Here is a 17,562-nt window from a genome sequence, read left to right as displayed (position 1 = left end):
GGCCCAGCGGGCCGACTCGGGCCGGAATCGGAACCGACAGCTATCGTCGACCGCGTTACGGCGGCGAGCCGAAACACCGAAGTCGCTGTGCTGGGACCCTGCGTAGCATGGTGACGGTTCCGTGGCCGGCAGCCGGGTCGATCCTGTCGGGCGTCGGAACGCTACTGTTGCTCTCCTATCTCCGCCGGTACCGCGGGAGGCCGGGCGCGAACTGGTTGCTCCTGACCTTCGTCGCGCAGGCGCTGTGGTGTTTCTCCTACGGCGCGTCGCTGTTCGTCTTCGATCCCGCGCTGCGGTGGGGGTTCGAGGTTCTGACGTGGACCGGCATCGTCTGGACCGGCGTCCCGTTTCTCGCCTTCGGCCTCGAGTACACCGGTCGCGGGAACCTCATTCGGACGCCGTGGTTCGGGTTATTAGTGCTCGTTCCGATAGTCACGACGGTCCTCGTGGTAACGAACCCGTTGCACGAACTCGTCTGGAGCGGCTTCCGGATCGAACCGGTCTACGGCGCGGCGACGGTCTCTTACGATCGCAACGCGTGGGCCTTCTTCGCGATCATGACCGGGGCGGTGTTCGCCGCCTCGGGGACGTTGCTCCTGTTCGATACGGTCATCAGTTACGGCCCGCTCTACCGCACGGAAGCGCTCGCCGTCGGGTTCAGCACGCTCCCGCCGGGGATCGCCCTGCTCGTCTGGCTCTTCGAACTCGGCCCCGTCCCGCAGCTCAACCTCTCTGCCGTCATGTTCCTGCCCCACGTGGTCCTCGATACCTACGCGTTCGTCGGCGGACGGATGTTCACCTACAGCCCGGCCGTTCGGCGCACGGCCGACCGCTCGGCGATCGCCGACCTCGAGTCCCCGTTTCTCGTCGTCGACACGGACGAGCGGATCGTCGACTACAATCCGGCGGCCGAGACCCTGTTCAACGCCGCGCGATCGGCGGTCCTCGGCGAATCACTCGAGGCGGTGACGGATGTCCGCGTCGACGCGGAGAACGCAGTTCTCACGCGGACCGACCGGGGCGATCGGCGGGAGTTCGCGGTGTCGACGTCCCCGCTGCGGGACGGCTCGGACCGGACCGTCGGCCACACCGTGATCTTACAGGACATTACCGACCGGCGCCGGCGCGAACAGCGCCTGGAGATTCTCAACCGGGTGTTGCGCCACAACCTCCGGAACGATCTGACCGCCGTCCGCGGCTACGTCGGAATCGCCGCCGACCGCGTCGAGGACGACGACCTCGCCGAGATGCTCGAGACGGTCGGCGACGATGTCAGCGGGGTTCTCGAGACGAGCGAAAAGGCCCGCGACTTTGAACGAGCGATCGAAACGGGGGCCCGCTCGCCGGCGACGCTGTCCGCCCGCGACGCCCTCGCGTCGATCGCGGCCGACCTCGAGGCGGAGCTGTCGGGAGATATCGACGTAGCCGTTCCCGAGACCTGCCGGCTGCAGACAAACCGGGAGCTGTTCGACCTCGTCTTTACGAACCTCGTCGAGAACGGGCTCGTCCACAGCGACGCCGCGACGCCTCGCGTGACGATCGAGTACGACGGCAGCGCCGAACAAAGTGCCGTCTTCACCGTCCGCGACAACGGGCCGGGGATCCCGGACCACGAACTCGCCGTCCTCGAGCGCGGCGAGGAGACGGCCTTGGAACACGGAAGCGGGCTCGGACTGTGGATCGTCTCGTGGTCGGTGACGGCACTCGGCGGCGACATCGCGTTCGACACGGACGAGACCGGGACGACCGCGACCGTTCGGCTCCCCGGCGTCGTCGAGACGGACGCAGCAGCGTGATCGGGAACCGGAGTACGGGACCCGAAGGCCGGTCGCCGTCGCGATTACCTCTGCGATCCCGTAACGAGCTCATGCGTCTCTGTATCGGAACGGCGGGTTCTCGAGAGATATATACGCCACATACGAAGGTTCAATACTGCGATAGGACTGGGTTCGGCTGGACCCGTTCCACCATGTCCCAGACCACAACCGGCCCCGACACAGACGAGTCGATCGTCGACGCCTACGTTCTCGACGTCCGGATCGTCGAGACCGACGCGGCCGACGGCGACCCGCGCTACCGATTCGAAGCGCCCGAACACACGGATATCGCGTTCGACGACCTCGAGGACGCGCGGCTCTACGCCGACGTCTACTTCGATGTCAACGGCTTCGTCGAGAAAAACACCGGCGAGCGCGGCGTTCCGCCGGAGGTCGTCCAAGCGGGTAAAGACACCCTTGCCGCCTATCTCATGACGATGCCGTGGGCCGACCGCGGCTGGGTCGCCTCCTTCTACGGGTCGACGCCGACCGAACTCGATCGCTACCTCACGTGGGTCCGTGACCGCGCCGAAACGATCCGGACCGACGTGGAAGAACAGGAACTCGACTGACGGCTGCGTCGGTGGACTCGACGCTCACCGTCTCCGTCACATTTTCGTCACGGTCATCGCTTTGCAGGTCTGGAACCGCGATACTTCGTGGTACCGTCCTGAGCGTACGGGCGAGTCTCGAGCCGGTTGACTCGCGCTGAGACGCGTCGATCACCGCTTCCGTGCCGCCACCGACTCCGATCCGTATTCTCAACTATCTAGCGTTCAATAGGTGTCAGAGTGCTCTGTCTGCTATGTTCTGTAACGTTCCCTCTCTTGTAGTACATTATAATAAGTCCAAATATTATAAAATCTAATTAATTAGTCGGGGGTTGATCCGTTTGCATGGTCGAATTTACGAGGCGAAAGCTGATGGCATCGTCAGCGGTAACGGCAATCGGAGCGGGAACGGTCGGCCTTGTGGGGGCAGACGAGGATCCGGAGGAACACGACACGCTCGAGGCGCCGTATATCGAGGGGAACATCGATCGGTTCTCGACGACGGCATTCGGCGCCGAGGTAACGGGGCCGTTCGTCTTCGACACGGGGGAACTCCTCTACAGCCTGCAGGGGCCCCACGACGGCAACCTCGAGCCCTTTAACACGGGTGGCGTCGGCGTCTTCGACGATTTCCGGTTCACGTTCAACGGCACGAACGACGAGTTCGACGAACTCGAGCCACCCCGAACTGACAAGGAGGAACAACAGGTCCTCTCGGCAGCCGGCGAGTACCGACTGCTCGTGCAGACGGGCGACAAGATCAATGGCGGGACCGAGCGGTTCAGCCACCCGCAGACGCCCGACGGTCGGCCGCTCGCTGAGATCACCGAACCGTGGTACGAGGGCGTCGGCGACCAGGCCGACATGAACTTCTTCGTCTCGACGGACGAGGAGGGCCTCGAGGGCTATCTCTTTACAAACAACGAGACGCGACCGGGTGCGATCACGCGCACGCCGCTCTACCGCGACGAGGAGGGCTACTTGCAGGCCGACCTCGAGAACGCGATGGAACTCGAGAATACTGAACCGTTCCGCGAGATCGGCGGGACGAAGGTCAACTGTTACGGCGATCTGAGCCCGTGGGAGACGCCGCTGTCGGCCGAAGAGGAGTACGGCCATCCGCGCGTCGGCGGACTCGCGACGGTCAGCGACATCGTCGAGGCCGGAAGCGGTGTCGGCCTCCGCGGCAGCAGCGAGTTCTGGAACCGGCCCAAGATTCTCGGGGTCGAGCAGTCGATCGAGGACGTCTTCGGCTCCGAGGACAGCTGGTACCCGATGGGGCTGCATAACAATCGGAACACCGAGAAGATGGCCTATCATCTCGGCGCGGAGCCGATCGATCAAGCCGGTCTCGACGAGGAGGGAGTCGAAATCGACGATACGCCCCAGCCCATCGGCGACGAGGAGTTCCCGAACCGCTACCGCTACGGGAAAATCGTCGAGATCACCGAGCCGACCGCCGACGTGCCGACGCCGGTCAAACACCACGTCTTCGGTCGCGCCGCGTGGGAGTGTCCCGAAGTACTACCCGACGAGCGGACGGTCTATCTGGCCTCCGACGGCGGCGCGAAGGGCATCTACAAGTTCGTCGCCGAGGAGCCGATTCCGGAGTACGACAGCCGGATGGACGTCCGCGGCACGCTGTACGCCATGAAAGCCGCCGAGATCGGCGAGGGACCGGTCGCAGAGACCCCCCTCGAGATCGAGTGGCTCGAACTGGGGACGGCGAGCAACGCCGAGGTCGACTCCTGGATCGCCGACTACGACGACGTCACGCAGGTCGACTACCTCGAGACCCACGCCGAAACCGACTGGGAGGCCGACCTCGAGACCGCGCTCGCGGAAGCCGACGAGGCGGTCGCGATCAACGGGAACCAGGACTACATCACCGACGAGGAGGTCGTCGAGTGGGCAACGCAGTACGAGGAAAACGGGCCGGACGGCGTCGACGAGGCCCTTCGCCGGGTCCCTTTCCTCGAGACCCGCGCCGCGGCCAAGGAGATCGGTGCCAGCGTCGAGTTCAACAAGGCCGAGGGGATCGATTCCCATGACGAGGCCGAACCCGGCGACTTCATTTACTTCGGTATCTCCTCGCTCGGCGGTGCCATGACCGATGAGAACGGCGACATCCGATTCGATGAGGTGCAGTCCGGCGTCCTCTACCGGGCCGAACTCGAGGCGGACTACAACGTTTCCCGGCTCGAGCCGGTCGTCGTCGGGCCGAACGAGAGCGATCCCTCGTCGGTGCTCGACGAGTCGCTCATCAACGTCGACAACGTAATGGTCATGGACGACGGCCGGGTGCTCCTCTGTGAGGACAAAGGCACCTTCGGCCGCACGTACGAGAACGATGCGCTGTGGGTCTACGAGCCCCCAACGTCGCTACACGTCGACTCCGTCGCGATCAGCCACGGTGCCACCGGGACGGCCGACCTGACGCTCTCGTCGGTCCCGGAGGGGCTCGCCGGCGGTCGCGTCACCGTCTCACTCGCCCACACCGAGATCGCCGAAATCACCGGCGCGGACTACCACGACGCGCTCGAGCTCACCGCCGGCCCGGCGATCAGCGACGACGGCTCGAGCGTCGAGTTCCAGTTCGCCGACCTCGAGGAGGCGATCGAACCGGGCGCGATGGACGTCACGCTGGCCTCGCTCGAACTCGAGGGTACCGGCACCGGGACGACCGACATCACGGTCGACGTTCACGCGCTGGACGACGACGACGGGATCGCCATCGAACCGCAGTCCCGACCGGGCGTCGTCGTCACCGGTCCGCCGGCGGTCGGGGGCGGCCCCGGCAGCGGCCGGACGCCGACGGACCCCGATGGCGACGGGATGTACGAGGACGTCAACGGCAACGGTCGACTGGACTACGACGACGTGGTCTTGCTGTTCGATTCCATCGAGGACGACTCGGTCACTCTCAGCGCCGACTACTACGACTTCAACGACAACGGTCGCATCGACTACGACGACATCACCGAACTCTACGACGAAATCTGAGCCGATGGCACGCCACGACGCCGATCCGGCAGTCAGCGAGGCGGGCCGGGGACGCACACCGATGGGCGAATCGGACCGGGGTTCGACCCCGTCGCGACGGTGGAAACGGACCGCCGCGGCGCTGCTCGTCGCGCTCGCGGTCGCCGTGGCACTCGTCCCGATCGCGTCGCTGGCAGTCGCCGATGCGGGAGCCACGACGGCACCCGCGACGCAGACGGCCGCCGGACCCGGCCTCGTCGTCGGCGATGCGTCCGTCGAATCGGGCGAGACGGCGACTCACCGGATCGCGCTCACCGACGCGCCGGACGGGCTCGCCGGGTTCGAACTCACCGTCGAACTGTCCGGTGACGAGGGAACCGCGACTGTCGCGAACGCCAGCTATCCCGACCGGTACGGCCCGACGACCGATCCGATAGTGAGCGCCGACGGCCAGTCGGTCACCGTCGAAGCCGCCGACCTCACCGACGAGGTAACTCCCGGCGCGAGCGACGTGACGCTCGCGACGATCGAAGTGAACGGCACCGACGCCGGCTCGACCGCGCTCGAGGTAACGGACCTGCAGATCGACGCGGACGGCGGCGACCGCATCGACCCGTCGCTCGAGGCGGGGACGCTCACCGTCGACGGCGGGTCAGCGTCGCAAAACGAGAGCGGCGACTCGGGCGACGAGACGGAGTCCGACGGATCGGACTCGGTCCCCGGCTTTACGGGCGGCGCAGCGATCACGGCGATCGCTGCACTCGCGGCCGCGCTGCTGGCACGGTCGCGCTGACGCCGGTCGACCGTTTTTTCGGCCGACGAGGTGCGTCGTATTGGTCGGTTTTCTTCACCGTAACGCACCCAGAGGATAGTCAGGGACGTTTACACGTCCGGGCGATAACGGGGACGTATGAACCGAGACACCGACGCTCCGACGGGCGACGGACCGCGGACGACCGCTCCGAACCGGTTTCGCCGGCGGGCCGCCGACTCCCAGCGATGATCGATATCCTCGCCTTGCTCGCGCTCGCCGCCGTCGGGACGGCGGTCGTCTGGAAGGGCAGCGACTGGCTCGAGGAGTCGGCAAACGGGCTCGCCGCCGCGTACGGGCTCCCGTTGGTGGTTCAGGGAGCGATCGTCGCCGCCGTGGGCTCGAGCACCCCAGAACTGGCGAGCGTGTTGCTCGCGACGTTGCTCCACGGCGAGTTCGAACTGGGCGTCGGCTCCATCGTCGGCTCGGCGGTGTTCAACCTCCTCGTGATCCCGGGGCTCGCGGTCCTCGTCGGCGGCGGGATCGACACGACGCGAGAACTGGTCTACAAGGAGTCGCTGTTCTACATGCTCGCGGTCGCCGCGTTGCTGTTGACGTTCTCGCTCGCGGTCATCTACAATCCCGTCGACAGCGCTGACGACCTCGTCAGGGGATCCGTCTCGAGACCGCTCGCGCTGTTTCCCCTCGGGTTGTACGGCCTCTACCTGTTCACCCAGTACCTCGACGCCGCGGCGAGCGACGAGACTAATGACGACTCGATCGCGCTCGTCCCGACGTGGCTCCAATTCGGGCTCGGGTTAGTGCTCATTGTCGTCGGCGTCGAGGCGCTGGTCCGCGCCGCGATCGGGCTCGGGGACGCGTTCGGCACGCCGTCGTTCCTCTGGGGGTTGACCGTCGTGGCGGCCGGCTCGAGCCTGCCCGACGCCTTCGTCAGTCTCGCGGCGGCGCGGGCCGATCGGCCGACGGTCACGCTGGCGAACGTCCTCGGGAGCAACACGTTCGACCTGCTCGTCGCCGTCCCGGTCGGCGTCCTCGTGGCGGGGTCGCTGACGATCAACTTCGCGTACATCGTCCCAATGATGGGGTTTCTGGTCCTCGCGACGATCACGTTCTTCGCGATTTCGCGAACCGGGATGTACCTCTCGCGTCGGGAAGCGTGGGCATTGCTGGTGACCTACGGACTGTTCGTCGGGTGGGTCGTCCTCGAGAGCCTCCGGATCGTCAGCGTGCTCGAACTCTGAGTCGGGGCCGAGAGCCCCGGTGACCGTTTGACCGACAAGTTTCGTCGCCACTGAAACTCACTGGACACCTGATCGCCGGACTGCGTTGCGATCAGTGTCTGAATCGGTTCAGTGGCTACTGTACGACCGGAACCGAACCGGTTCGCCTAATAACTTTACCAGCTCCCGTTTGATCTGCGGGTATGAGCGACGATTCGGATTCCGACGGACACCGATTCGCCACGAACAGCGTCCACGCCGGCCAGGAGCCCGATCCGACGACGGGTGCCCGCGCGCCGCCGCTGTACCAGACCACCTCCTACCAGTTCGAGGACACGGACCACGCCGCCGCGCTGTTCGGACTGGAAGAGGCGGGCAACATCTACTCGCGGATCATGAACCCGACGAACGCGATGTTAGAGGAGCGCATCGCGACGCTGGAGGGCGGCGTCGGGGCGCTCGCCACCTCATCGGGAATGGCCGCGTTCGACCTCGCGACGTTCATCCTCGCCGAAGTCGGCGACAACATCGTCTCCTCGTCGTCGCTGTACGGCGGGACCTACACCTACCTCACCCACACCGTCGAAAAGCGCGGGATCGAGACGAAGTTCGTCGATACGCTCGACTACGAGGCCTACGCCGAGGCCATCGACGACGACACCGCCTTCGTCCACCTCGAGACGATCGGCAACCCCGCGCTCGTGACCCCGGACATCGAACGGATCGCCGACATCGCCCACGACCACGACGTGCCGCTGTTCGTCGACAACACCTTCGCGACGCCGTATCTGTGCCGACCGCTCGAACACGGCGCGGACCTCGTCTGGAACTCGACGACCAAGTGGATCCACGGCGCGGGATCGACCGTCGGCGGGATCCTGGTCGACGGCGGCTCGTTCCCATGGGAGGACGGCGACTACCCCGAGATCACCGAGCCGAACCCGGCCTACCACGGCGTGAACTTCCAGGAAACCTTCGGCGATGCAGCCTTCTCGGTCGTCGCCCGTACCCGCGGCCTGCGCGATCTGGGCAACCAGCAGGCCCCCTTCGACGCGTGGGTCACGCTGCAGAAACTCGAGTCCCTGCCCCTGCGCATGGAGAAACACTGTGACAACGCGATGGCCGTCGCGGAGTACCTCGAGGAGCACTCGAAGGTCTCCTGGGTCAATTACCCCGGCCTCGAGAGCCACGAGACCCACGAGAACGCCCAGCACTACCTCGAGGGCGGCTACGGCGGCATGATTACGTTCGGCCTCGAGGACGGCTACGACGCCGCCGAGACGGTCTGTAACGAGGTCGACCTCACGAGCCTGCTCGCGAACGTCGGCGACGCGAAGACGCTGATCATCCACCCCGCGAGCACGACCCACCAGCAACTCACCGAGGAGGAGAAGCTGGCCAGCGGCGTCACCGACGACCTCGTGCGCCTCTCGGTCGGGATCGAGGACGTCGACGACGTGATCGCGGATCTCGACCGGGCGATCGAGCACGTGTAGTTCGCCCCCACTCGATCGCTTACGGCTATTCCAGCGCGCTGTGAGTAGCCCTCGCGGTTAAGTTCGCGGAGACCAACTGGTCGCGTATGCCGACTGGGATACTCACGTCAGAGGCGGCGGAGCAGATCGTCGCGACCTGTCGAACGGCCATCGGCGACAGCCTCCGTTCGGTCACGTACTTCACGCGCGACGACTTCGAGCAGCTCTACCTCCGCGACGACCTCGAGCGCGACGCCGATCTCTCGACGTTCATCGGCCACGAGTGGCGCGGCTTCAAGACCACGCAGACGGCCTACGAAGGGTCGGAACTCGGTTCCTACGACTACACGATTCGGGTCTTCGAGAACGGCTTTCTCATCCGCGTGACAAACGACAGCGAAGGCGTCTTCGCCACGACGGACGGGCTGACGGTCAAAGACTTCGAAGAAGTCGCGACGGCACTCGACTCGTTCCTCACCGATCGGCAGGCGTCGTAGCTGCGTCGTCGCTCGAGCGGTCGTCATCGTCGACCGCGTCTCGGTCGTCCGCCTCCTCGTCGGCGTCCCGCCCGCCGATCGGCAGGCCGGAACCGTGGTCGCCGTCCGTTCCGAGGAGGCGAGCGAAGCGACGGCGTTCCGCGGCGTGTCTGTCCAGACTCATGCCGTCGAGAGAGGACGGGTTCCCTTGTAGTAATGGGGGCCGTTTCCGGTAGAAACTCGTTACTTCCCCGCGAAACGGTCCCCTCGAAACCCTCGAGAACTGCGCGTGATATCCACGCTGTAGCGGTTTCCTCCGACCCGACCGCTCTGTAGTCAGAACAACGTAACACCCTTTTCCGCCACGCCCGTTGGGTCGACAATGAGCGAGCTTCCAGACCCCATCGCGCGCGAACTCGAGTCCCACGACGCGTTCGACCGGACCGACGACGGCTACGCCCTCACGACGACCGTCTTCGACACCGCGATCGAGGCCGAGGACGCCGAGGGCAACCGCGACGGCCGATTCCACGTCACCGTTTTCCTCCCGACGCTCGACGCCGCCGTCGCGGACGAAGTCGTCGCCGATCCCGTCGAAAACGGCTGGTTCGAAACCCTCGAGCGCCGGCTCGCGGACGTCTTCACCGTCGCACAGACGAGCACTCACGACGACCCGGTCGTCGAACGCGACGCCGACGAAGTCCGCGTCCGCCTCGCGTACACCGCGTGGGACGCCGGCGAGGGCGTCGCCGACGCCAAGGCCCTGATCGAATTCGTCGAAGGCACCTTCGCACAGGGGATCATCCCCGGCTACGACTATCAAGGGGAAGCGGCGACGCTGCTCGAGAACGCCCAGGACAGAGGTCAGCAGGCCGCGGACGGCGACGGCAGCAGCGGCGGCATGCCGCTCTAAAACGAAGTTTTGCGCTGTCGTTCGAGAGAGCTTCGCTCTCTCGTGATGACGAAAGACACCAGAGGCGTCTTTCGAACCACGGGTACGTCTGCGGCGCACCTCGACAAAAATTCGATTAAAAGCCTTCCTCGCTCCCAGTGGTCGCTCGTCGGCCCGAACGCGAAGCGCTCGGTGAACAGCGGCGCTCAGGTTCTCCGAACTGTTCGATTTCTGATGCAACATTAGTGGGAGTCCATCATTCGTTGCGCCGGTTGCAACTACCCACCAGCAGTATAGACCTCAGCCCAGAGATACCCTATTCCGATGCAAGCGTATAAGAGACCGAACACGGCGAACTGCCATTCGCTATCTACGAAATACGAACCTGCCTGAACGAGCCCCAACAGAACCATCGCGACTCCAAGAATTGCTTTGTGTTGTCTCTGTACCATATTTGGAAGGTAGTCTACTTGGTTGATAAGTTCTAGTGTTGGACTATCAAACGACCGCTGTGGCCGGGAGCGCGGCTCGGGCAGACGCGAGAGCCGTGCACCCCGGGGGAGGGCAGGCCGTTGCAAGTCGCCGACCGCGAGCGAGTGAAACGAGCGAGCGGGCCGACGACTGATGTGGAGAGCGCTTTGCGCTCGGAACGGAAGGAGGAGTGCTTTTGATCGAAATTTTGCCGAGGGACATCGCGAGCGAAGCGCTCAGCGCTTCGCTCGCGATAGACCGCAGAGGAAAATTTCGTTCTTAATCCATCGCAATATACGTCTGCGTGTCCTCGACGCCCTGGATGGCCTGAATATGGGTCGCCGCGATCTCCTTGACTGCGGCCGGCGTCTCGACCTGCGTCTTCGCGATGAGGTCGACATCGCCCGCGACGATGTGGGCCGACTGCACGCCGTCGATGGATTCGATGCTGTCTCTGAGCCGATCCGCCTCGCCCGTGTTCGCCTTGATCATGATAAACGCGGTAACCATCAGTTGACACCTCCGGTGTCGGAGTCGATCTCCGAATCCGTTTCCGTTTCACCCTCCAAGAGCTCCGTCGCCGCCGAACTCGAGCCCGTGCCCGCGTTCGCGGCCGCTTTGGTCGCCGTTTCGCCGACCAACAGTTGGCGCACCTCGCTCAGGACATCGAAGTCGGCGAGGACGACGAGCCGGTCGCCGTCCTCGAGCGAGAGGTCTTCGGTCGGAACGCCGAGGGGCTGGTCGCGCTTGCCAAAGGCGAGGAGGGTCGCGTCGGCGGGCAGCTGCAGTTCGCTGATCGTGTAGCCGTTGACGGGGGCCGCGTCGGTGATCGTGAGTTCGACGACCTGCAGGTGCGGGGCGATGTCGGCGATAGCGCGGATCGTCCCGCCAAGCAGGGCGTTTTTCGCGCCGATCGCGCCGAGTCGCTCGGGGTAGATGATCTCGTCGACCTGATCGGCGTACTTGCGGTAGATGCCCTCGCGGTAGGCCTCATCGATCCGCATGACCGTCCGACAGCCGTAGTGGTTGGCGATCATGCAGGCGGTGAAGTTGACGTTGAGGTCGCCGGTCAGCGCGCCGACGGCGTCGGCCGTCTCGACGCCGGCCTCCTCGAGGATGTCCTCGCGGGAGCCGTCGCCGTCGATGACGGTAAAGCCCTGGTCGCGGGCCCGTCTGCGCGTCGGCTCGTCGCGTTCGACCATCGTCACCTCGTGGTCCTCATCACGCAAGACGCGTGCTGTGCGCAAGCCGACCCGGCCAGCCCCGATAATCACGAACCGCATGCACTGGGGTACGCTCGCCCCGGTGAATAAGGTTGCGCCCGGCTACCATGGTATTGGATACAATGTCATCGCTCGAGCGCCGAGAGCGGCGACGGAGAATCAGGCGAGACGCGGGTAGCTGCGCGGTCTCGGTCTCCCTAGCCCATCGCGATGTACGTCTTCGTCTCGGTGACGCCGCCGAGTCCCTGCAGGCTCGAGGAGACGGTCTGGAGCACGTCGTAGACCTCCGGCGCGTCGACCTCGGCGATGATGTCGTAGTTGCCCGCGACAATGTGGGCGTCGGCGACCGACTCGAGGCCGTCGATCTCCGCGAGCAGCCCCTCGGACTTTCCGGCGGCCGTCTTCACCATGATGAACGCGTGGACCATCGGACGTGTGGTATGCTCTGTCACGACTAAAGCCTTTGCCCGAACCGGCGGTCGGAGAGCGCGTCACGAGCAGGAACCGGACCGCTGGCCGTGATTAGCTCGAGTCGGATACCGCCGCCGCGAGCGCGTCCGTCACCGACTCGAGCACCGCGTCCGGCGACTGCGTTGCATCGACGCGGACGAATCGGTCGGGATCGCGTTCGATCAGCCGCTCGTAGTTGTCACGGACCGACTCGAGGTATTCGGCCCGCTCGAACTTGTTCGTCGTCCCCGCGCGGGTGGCGGCGGTCTCCGGGTCGAGGTCGAGGTAGATCGTCAGATCGGGAGTGATCGAGAACGGGTCGTGGATGTCGACGACGTACTCGAGCGGGTTCTCGAGGTCGTGGTTCTCGGCCGCCGCGAGCGTCGCGCCTTGATAGGCAAAGCGGGAGTCGGAGTACCGGTCCGAAATGACGAGGTCGCCGCGCTCGAGGGCGGGTTCGATCACGCGCGAGAGATGGTCGGCGTGGTCGGCGGTGTAGAGGAAGAGTTCCGCCAGCGGGTCGGCGTCGTCGTCCTCGATCGAGCGGTAGACGGCGTCGCCGTACCAGGAATCGTCCGTCGGTTCCCGCGTGAACACGGCCTCGGTATAGCGCTCGTGTACGGCCTCCCAGACCGTCGTCTTGCCGCTGCCGTCCAGTCCCTCGAGCGTGACGAGCATGGTCCCACCTCGGAGAGTCCACTATTTAGATGTAATACAATCCGTCGAACGCCGGCCACACCGAACAGTGTAGCCGCACACCTATTTATCGCTGTACCTGCATCTCTCGAGTATGAAGATCCTCGTCGCCGGCGGCACCGGGTTCATCGGAACGAATCTCTGCGAAGAACTGGCCGAGCGCGGCCACGAGGTGACGGCGCTGTCGCGGTCTCCGGACGACACCGGCCTCCCCGACGGCGTCGAGTCGGCCATGGGCGACGTCAGCGCCTACGATTCGATCGCCGACACCATCGTCGGCCACGACGCCGTCGTGAACCTCGTCTCGCTCTCGCCGCTGTACAAACCGCCCGAGGGAACGAGCCACGAGGAAGTTCATCTCGAGGGCACGGAAAATCTCGTCCGCGCCGCCGAGGCCGCCGGCGTCGATCGATTCCTCCAACTGAGCGCGCTCGGTGCCGACCCCGACGGCAACACGGGCTACATCCGCGCCAAAGGGAAGGCCGAAGCGGTGGTCAGGGAGTCCGCGCTCGAGTGGACGATCATCCGCCCGTCGGTCGTCTTCGGCGACGGCGGCGAGTTCGTCGAGTTCACGAAGACGCTGACGACGCCGTACGTGACGGGGCTCCCGGGCGGCGGAAAGACCCGGTTCCAGCCCATCTGGGTCGGCGACCTCGTCCCGATGCTTGCGGCCGCGCTTGAAGACGACGCCCACGTCGGCGAAACCTACGAGATCGGCGGCCCGCAGATCGCCACGCTCGCGGACGTGACGGAACTGGTCTACGCGGCCGACGGCAAGGATGTCACGATCGTCCCGATCCCGATGGGGGTGGCGAAACTCGGCCTCTCGGCGGTCGACTCGCTGCCCTTCGTTCCCTTTGGCCCCGATCAGGGCCGCTCGCTCGAGTTCGACAACACCGTCGCCGACAACGACGTGACCGCGTTCGGCCGCGACCCGGTGGCGTTGCGGACGCTCGGTTCGTATCTCGGTCTCGAGGGGACCCGCCACCGGGAGAAACCGGCAGAAACGGCATGATCTCGGCCACGGACTCGAGTCTCGTGTCGCTTGCACTCGAGAGAGAAACGTAACATAAAAAACATCCACAGGTCGAGTAAACGACGATTACGGGAGCGAAAGTAATGGTTGAATACCGCTTCCGTCCTGCGATTGTCCCCGATCATACGGAACAGGAGAAAGTCAGTTTAGCACAAGACTTATATCCTCCATCGCACTGTACCAATTCAACGGAGCCCCCTGACAAATAATGAAGTTGGCGATGATCGGATTCGGACAGGCCGGTGGGAAAATCGTCGATCGATTCCTCGATTACGACGATCGGACGGGCAGCGGAATCGTCCGGGCGGCAATCGCCGTCAACTCCGCGAAAGCGGACCTCATCGGTCTCGACAATATTCCACAGGAGAACCGCGTACTCATCGGCCAGGCCCGAGTAAAGGGCCACGGCGTGGGTGCTGACAACGAACTCGGCGCGGAAGTCGCCGAGGAGGACATCGACGAGGTCCAAAACGCCATCGACCAGATCCCGACCCACGAAGTCGACGCCTTCCTGATCGTCTCCGGGATGGGCGGCGGCACGGGATCGGGCGGCGCGCCGGTCCTCGCGAAACACCTCAAGCGAATCTACACGATCCCCGTCTACGGGCTCGGCGTCCTGCCGGGTACGGACGAAGGCGGGATCTACACGCTCAATGCGGCGCGATCGTTCCAGACGTTCGTCCGCGAGGTCGACAACCTGCTCGTCTTCGACAACGACTCCTGGCGACAGACCGGCGAGTCCGTCGAGGGCGGCTACGAGCAGATCAACGAGGAGATCGTCCGTCGCTTCGGCATCCTCTTCGGTGCCGGTGAAGTCGGCGACGGACAGGAAGTCGCCGAGAGCGTCGTCGACTCTTCGGAGATTATCAACACGCTTTCCGGTGGTGGTGTCTCGACCGTCGGCTTCGCGAGCGAGGAGGTCGAACTGAACTCCGGCGGCGGCCTCCTCTCGCGATTCACCGGCGATGACGGTGGCGGCGCAGACGACGACCTCGACGCCGCGAACACGACGAACCGCATCACGAGCCTCGTCCGCAAGGCCGCGCTCGGCCGGCTCACGCTGCCCTGCGAGATCGAAGGCACCGAGCGGGCGCTGCTCGTGCTCTCCGGTCCCTCGGAGTACCTGAACCGGAAAGGCATCGAACGCGGCCGCAAGTGGCTCGAGGAGGAAACGGGAAGCATGGAAGTTCGCGGTGGCGACTTCCCGCGAGAGGAGCCCGAGGTGGCCGCGGCGATCTTGCTCTCCGGCGTGACGAACGTCCCCCGGATCAAGCGCCTACAGCAGGTGGCCATCGAGGCACAGGACAACATCGACGACATCCAGCAGGAAAGCGAAGAGAACCTCGAGGAACTCGTCGAAGACGACGAGGACGAACTCGAGCCGCTGTTCTAACCCGCCGCGCTTTCGGTATTCGACATCGCGAGTGGTCGCACTCGTGTCGGGGGGCACGAGATCTGAGCAGACGCGTGCTCGTGGGGAATCGGTGACACTCCGACGTGTTTTTGAGCGCGCCCGGACTATCGCAACCAGATTCAGATGCGCGTCGTGGTCCCGTTCGCCGCCGAGACGCCGAAGACTCGCCTCGAGTCAGCGCTCACGCCGGCCGAGCGATCGACAGTCGCCCGCGCCATGCTCGCGGACGTCCTGCGTGCGATCGTCGACGCGGGTCACGAGCCGACGGTCGTCTCGACCGCGCCGCTCGCACTCGATGCTCTCGACCTCTCGAGTGACATCGCCGCGTCAACGTCGATCGCGGTCGACAACCGATCGCTGACCGACGCGGTCAACGCGCGGCTCCCGGTGCTGGAGACTGACGGGGACGAGGGTGAAACCGAGAGCGACGACGCGACTGCCGCTCCCGACCCCGTCGCCGTCGTCATGGCCGACCTCGCGCTGGCGACCCCTGACGCGCTCGAGAGGCTCCTGTCCGCGTCGGCAGATGTCGCGATCGCACCTGGTCGGGGCGGCGGGACGAACGCGCTCGTCGTCCGCCATCCCGAGTTTCGCGTGGACTACCACGGCACCTCGTATCTCGACCACCGCGAGATCGCCCGCGAGGTCGGTGCCACCCTCGAGACGATCGACTCGTTCCGGCTGGCGACCGATATCGACGAACCGGCGGATCTCGTCGAGGTGCTCGTCCACGGCCGCGAGGGGGACCGCGCCCCCGCTCGGCTCCGCGAGATGGGGTTCGAACTCGACGGTCGAGACGGTCGCGTCGGCATCGCACGGAGCGAGGATCGCGCGACGAAGTGACCGATCGCACTCGAGGCGACCGCGGCGAAGGAAGGCCTTATGTGCCGAGCGACGACATCCAGAGGTAATGTTTCCCGGGGCGAGCGAGTACGGCGTCGATATCGCGGTCGATGACGGAGCCGTCGAGGAGCTGTTAGCGGCCAGTCCGAGCGACGTCGCGGCACCGCCGTCGCTGACCTTTTCCCGAAACGTCTTCATCCCGCTTACCACGGCCTGTCGCTACACCTGTACCTACTGTACGTACTTCGACCCGCCGGGACAGGCCGAACTGCTCTCGCTCGAGGAGGTCCGTGATATCTGCCGGCGCGGTGCCGACGCCGGCTGTACGGAGGCGCTGTTTACCTTCGGCGACGACCCCGACGACCGCTACACCGAGATTCACGCCCAACTCGAGGAATGGGGCCACGACTCGATCCACACCTACCTGCGGGCGGCCTGCGAGGTCGCCTTAGAGGAGGGGTTGCTCCCCCACGCGAACCCGGGCGATCAGACCCGCGAACAGATGGCGGCCGTCGCGGACGTCAACGCCAGCATGGGCGTGATGCTCGAGACGACCGCGGAAGTGGGCGCACACGCGGGGCCGCGGCGCAAGGTGCCCGGCCAGCGGCTGCGGACCCTGAAAAACGCGGGCGAGCTCGACGTGGCGTTCACGACCGGAATTCTGGTGGGGATCGGCGAGGACTGGCGCGACCGCGCGGAGAGCCTGCTGGCGATCCGCGAGTTACACGAGCGCTACGACCACATCCAGGAGGTGATCGTCCAGCCAGTGATGGACAACGAGCGCTGGTCGGACGGCTCGCCGGATCTCGCGACGATGCGGCAGGTGACGGCGATGGCCCGCGTCGCGCTCCCCGAGGAGGTCTCCGTGCAGGTCCCGCCGAACCTCGCCCCCGCGACGGACCTGATCGACTGCGGCGTCGACGATCTGGGCGGCGTCTCGCCGGTCACCGACGACCACATCAACCCCGACTACAAGTGGCCCGCGCTGCGCGAACTCGAGGAGATCGCCGCCCACGCGGGCGTGCCACTCGGCGAGCGGCTGCCCGTCTACGAGCGGTTCCTGCCCGCGGACCTGCGGACGACAGGGTTCGACGGCGTCCTCGCCGACGGCGCGGACGGCGACCGGGAGTGGATCTCGCCGACGATTCGGGACGCGCTCGGCGGCGACGGTTCGGCCGGCCGGCGCTACCGGTCCGTGCTCCGGGACGAAACGGCGGCTACCGCCGACTGACCGACCGGCAGCG

17 protein-coding genes are annotated in these 17,562 nt (G+C 65.5%); 12 read left to right on the top strand and 5 right to left on the bottom strand.

Features of this window, described 5'->3' with window-relative positions; translation table 11 throughout:
• Positions 1-107: 107 nt before the first annotated feature.
• The 7 genes from C489_RS01465 to C489_RS01435 all read left to right on the top strand — a co-directional run bounded on the left by C489_RS01465 (position 108) and on the right by C489_RS01435 (position 9,314).
• A complete protein-coding gene (locus C489_RS01465) occupies positions 108-1,796 on the top strand; it encodes a histidine kinase N-terminal 7TM domain-containing protein (RefSeq protein WP_006429333.1) in 1,689 nt (562 codons plus the stop codon).
• A 173-nt stretch (positions 1,797-1,969) separates the two neighbouring features.
• The gene (locus C489_RS01460) at positions 1,970-2,389 is read left to right on the top strand and encodes a hypothetical protein (RefSeq protein ID WP_006429332.1); all 420 of its coding nucleotides are present in this window, start codon (positions 1,970-1,972) and stop codon (positions 2,387-2,389) included.
• A 324-nt stretch (positions 2,390-2,713) separates the two neighbouring features.
• Positions 2,714-5,371 carry an alkaline phosphatase PhoX gene (locus C489_RS01455; protein WP_049890487.1) on the top strand — a complete coding sequence of 886 codons (2,658 nt, stop codon included), beginning with the start codon at positions 2,714-2,716 and terminating at the stop codon, positions 5,369-5,371.
• 4 nt (positions 5,372-5,375) lie between these two features.
• Complete coding sequence (locus tag C489_RS01450; RefSeq protein WP_006429330.1) at positions 5,376-6,143, top strand: hypothetical protein; 768 nt, start codon at positions 5,376-5,378, stop codon at positions 6,141-6,143.
• Positions 6,144-6,349: 206 nt separating this feature from the next.
• Positions 6,350-7,363, top strand: coding sequence for a sodium:calcium antiporter (locus C489_RS01445; RefSeq protein WP_006429329.1), 1,014 nt, complete (start codon positions 6,350-6,352; stop codon positions 7,361-7,363).
• 182 nt (positions 7,364-7,545) lie between these two features.
• Positions 7,546-8,838: an O-acetylhomoserine aminocarboxypropyltransferase/cysteine synthase family protein gene (locus C489_RS01440; RefSeq protein ID WP_006429328.1), complete on the top strand. Its 1,293-nt coding sequence runs from the start codon at positions 7,546-7,548 to the stop codon at positions 8,836-8,838.
• 86 nt (positions 8,839-8,924) lie between these two features.
• On the top strand, positions 8,925-9,314 hold the full coding sequence (locus C489_RS01435; RefSeq protein WP_006429327.1) for a DUF7522 family protein: 390 nt from the start codon (positions 8,925-8,927) through the stop codon (positions 9,312-9,314).
• Here C489_RS01435 and C489_RS01430 read toward each other — a convergent pair.
• Positions 9,292-9,477, bottom strand: a complete 186-nt coding sequence (locus C489_RS01430; RefSeq protein ID WP_006429326.1) for a hypothetical protein — start codon at positions 9,475-9,477, stop codon at positions 9,292-9,294. The two genes, C489_RS01435 and C489_RS01430, sit on opposite strands and share 23 nt — an antisense overlap.
• A gap of 198 nt (positions 9,478-9,675) precedes the next feature.
• Between C489_RS01430 and C489_RS01425 the strand changes: the two genes are divergently transcribed.
• On the top strand, positions 9,676-10,206 hold the full coding sequence (locus C489_RS01425; protein ID WP_006429325.1) for a DUF5813 family protein: 531 nt from the start codon (positions 9,676-9,678) through the stop codon (positions 10,204-10,206).
• Between the two features lie 729 nt (positions 10,207-10,935).
• Here the strand turns inward: C489_RS01425 and C489_RS01420 are convergent.
• The 4 genes from C489_RS01420 to tmk all read right to left on the bottom strand — a co-directional run bounded on the left by C489_RS01420 (position 10,936) and on the right by tmk (position 13,007).
• Positions 10,936-11,166 (bottom strand): Lrp/AsnC family transcriptional regulator, encoded by a 231-nt coding sequence (locus C489_RS01420; RefSeq protein WP_006429324.1) that lies wholly within the window; start codon positions 11,164-11,166, stop codon positions 10,936-10,938.
• Positions 11,166-11,939: a potassium channel family protein gene (locus C489_RS01415; RefSeq protein WP_006429322.1), complete on the bottom strand. Its 774-nt coding sequence runs from the start codon at positions 11,937-11,939 to the stop codon at positions 11,166-11,168. The genes C489_RS01420 and C489_RS01415 overlap by 1 nt, the downstream gene beginning before the upstream one ends.
• A 137-nt stretch (positions 11,940-12,076) precedes the next feature.
• Complete coding sequence (locus C489_RS01410) at positions 12,077-12,307, bottom strand: Lrp/AsnC family transcriptional regulator (protein WP_006429320.1); 231 nt, start codon at positions 12,305-12,307, stop codon at positions 12,077-12,079.
• Between the two features lie 94 nt (positions 12,308-12,401).
• Entirely contained in the window at positions 12,402-13,007 is a 606-nt protein-coding gene (tmk, locus tag C489_RS01405; RefSeq protein WP_006429318.1) for a dTMP kinase, read from the bottom strand.
• A 112-nt stretch (positions 13,008-13,119) separates the two neighbouring features.
• Here tmk and C489_RS01400 point away from each other — a divergent pair, with 112 nt between their 5' ends.
• The 4 genes from C489_RS01400 (at position 13,120) to cofG (ending at position 17,549) form a co-directional block, all read left to right on the top strand.
• Positions 13,120-14,040, top strand: coding sequence for a complex I NDUFA9 subunit family protein (locus C489_RS01400; protein ID WP_006429316.1), 921 nt, complete (start codon positions 13,120-13,122; stop codon positions 14,038-14,040).
• A 229-nt stretch (positions 14,041-14,269) separates the two neighbouring features.
• Positions 14,270-15,454 carry a tubulin/FtsZ family protein gene (locus C489_RS01395; RefSeq protein ID WP_006429315.1) on the top strand — a complete coding sequence of 395 codons (1,185 nt, stop codon included), beginning with the start codon at positions 14,270-14,272 and terminating at the stop codon, positions 15,452-15,454.
• A gap of 144 nt (positions 15,455-15,598) precedes the next feature.
• On the top strand, positions 15,599-16,318 hold the full coding sequence (gene cofC, locus C489_RS01390; RefSeq protein WP_006429313.1) for a 2-phospho-L-lactate guanylyltransferase: 720 nt from the start codon (positions 15,599-15,601) through the stop codon (positions 16,316-16,318).
• Between the two features lie 67 nt (positions 16,319-16,385).
• Positions 16,386-17,549, top strand: a complete 1,164-nt coding sequence (gene cofG, locus C489_RS01385) for a 7,8-didemethyl-8-hydroxy-5-deazariboflavin synthase subunit CofG (protein ID WP_006429310.1) — start codon at positions 16,386-16,388, stop codon at positions 17,547-17,549.
• The last annotated feature ends 13 nt before the right edge of the window (positions 17,550-17,562 follow it).

Origin of the sequence: Natrinema versiforme JCM 10478, from assembly GCF_000337195.1 — an archaeon.
In the GTDB taxonomy this organism is placed as follows: Archaea; Halobacteriota; Halobacteria; order Halobacteriales; family Natrialbaceae; genus Natrinema; species Natrinema versiforme.
This window is presented reverse-complemented; position numbering and strand designations above follow the sequence as displayed.

Coding starts and splice junctions, on each gene's coding strand:
- C489_RS01400 (WP_006429316.1), top strand. CDS start 13,120: ATGAAGATCCTCGTCGCCGGCGGCACCGGGTTCATCGGAACGAATCTC.
- C489_RS01455 (WP_049890487.1), top strand. CDS start 2,714: ATGGTCGAATTTACGAGGCGAAAGCTGATGGCATCGTCAGCGGTAACG.
- C489_RS01425 (WP_006429325.1), top strand. CDS start 9,676: ATGAGCGAGCTTCCAGACCCCATCGCGCGCGAACTCGAGTCCCACGAC.
- C489_RS01395 (WP_006429315.1), top strand. CDS start 14,270: ATGAAGTTGGCGATGATCGGATTCGGACAGGCCGGTGGGAAAATCGTC.
- C489_RS01420 (WP_006429324.1), bottom strand. CDS start 11,166: ATGGTTACCGCGTTTATCATGATCAAGGCGAACACGGGCGAGGCGGAT.
- C489_RS01440 (WP_006429328.1), top strand. CDS start 7,546: ATGAGCGACGATTCGGATTCCGACGGACACCGATTCGCCACGAACAGC.
- C489_RS01460 (WP_006429332.1), top strand. CDS start 1,970: ATGTCCCAGACCACAACCGGCCCCGACACAGACGAGTCGATCGTCGAC.
- C489_RS01450 (WP_006429330.1), top strand. CDS start 5,376: ATGGCACGCCACGACGCCGATCCGGCAGTCAGCGAGGCGGGCCGGGGA.
- cofC (WP_006429313.1), top strand. CDS start 15,599: ATGCGCGTCGTGGTCCCGTTCGCCGCCGAGACGCCGAAGACTCGCCTC.
- C489_RS01415 (WP_006429322.1), bottom strand. CDS start 11,939: ATGCGGTTCGTGATTATCGGGGCTGGCCGGGTCGGCTTGCGCACAGCA.
- C489_RS01435 (WP_006429327.1), top strand. CDS start 8,925: ATGCCGACTGGGATACTCACGTCAGAGGCGGCGGAGCAGATCGTCGCG.
- cofG (WP_006429310.1), top strand. CDS start 16,386: ATGTTTCCCGGGGCGAGCGAGTACGGCGTCGATATCGCGGTCGATGAC.
- C489_RS01430 (WP_006429326.1), bottom strand. CDS start 9,477: ATGAGTCTGGACAGACACGCCGCGGAACGCCGTCGCTTCGCTCGCCTC.
- C489_RS01410 (WP_006429320.1), bottom strand. CDS start 12,307: ATGGTCCACGCGTTCATCATGGTGAAGACGGCCGCCGGAAAGTCCGAG.
- C489_RS01465 (WP_006429333.1), top strand. CDS start 108: ATGGTGACGGTTCCGTGGCCGGCAGCCGGGTCGATCCTGTCGGGCGTC.
- tmk (WP_006429318.1), bottom strand. CDS start 13,007: ATGCTCGTCACGCTCGAGGGACTGGACGGCAGCGGCAAGACGACGGTC.
- C489_RS01445 (WP_006429329.1), top strand. CDS start 6,350: ATGATCGATATCCTCGCCTTGCTCGCGCTCGCCGCCGTCGGGACGGCG.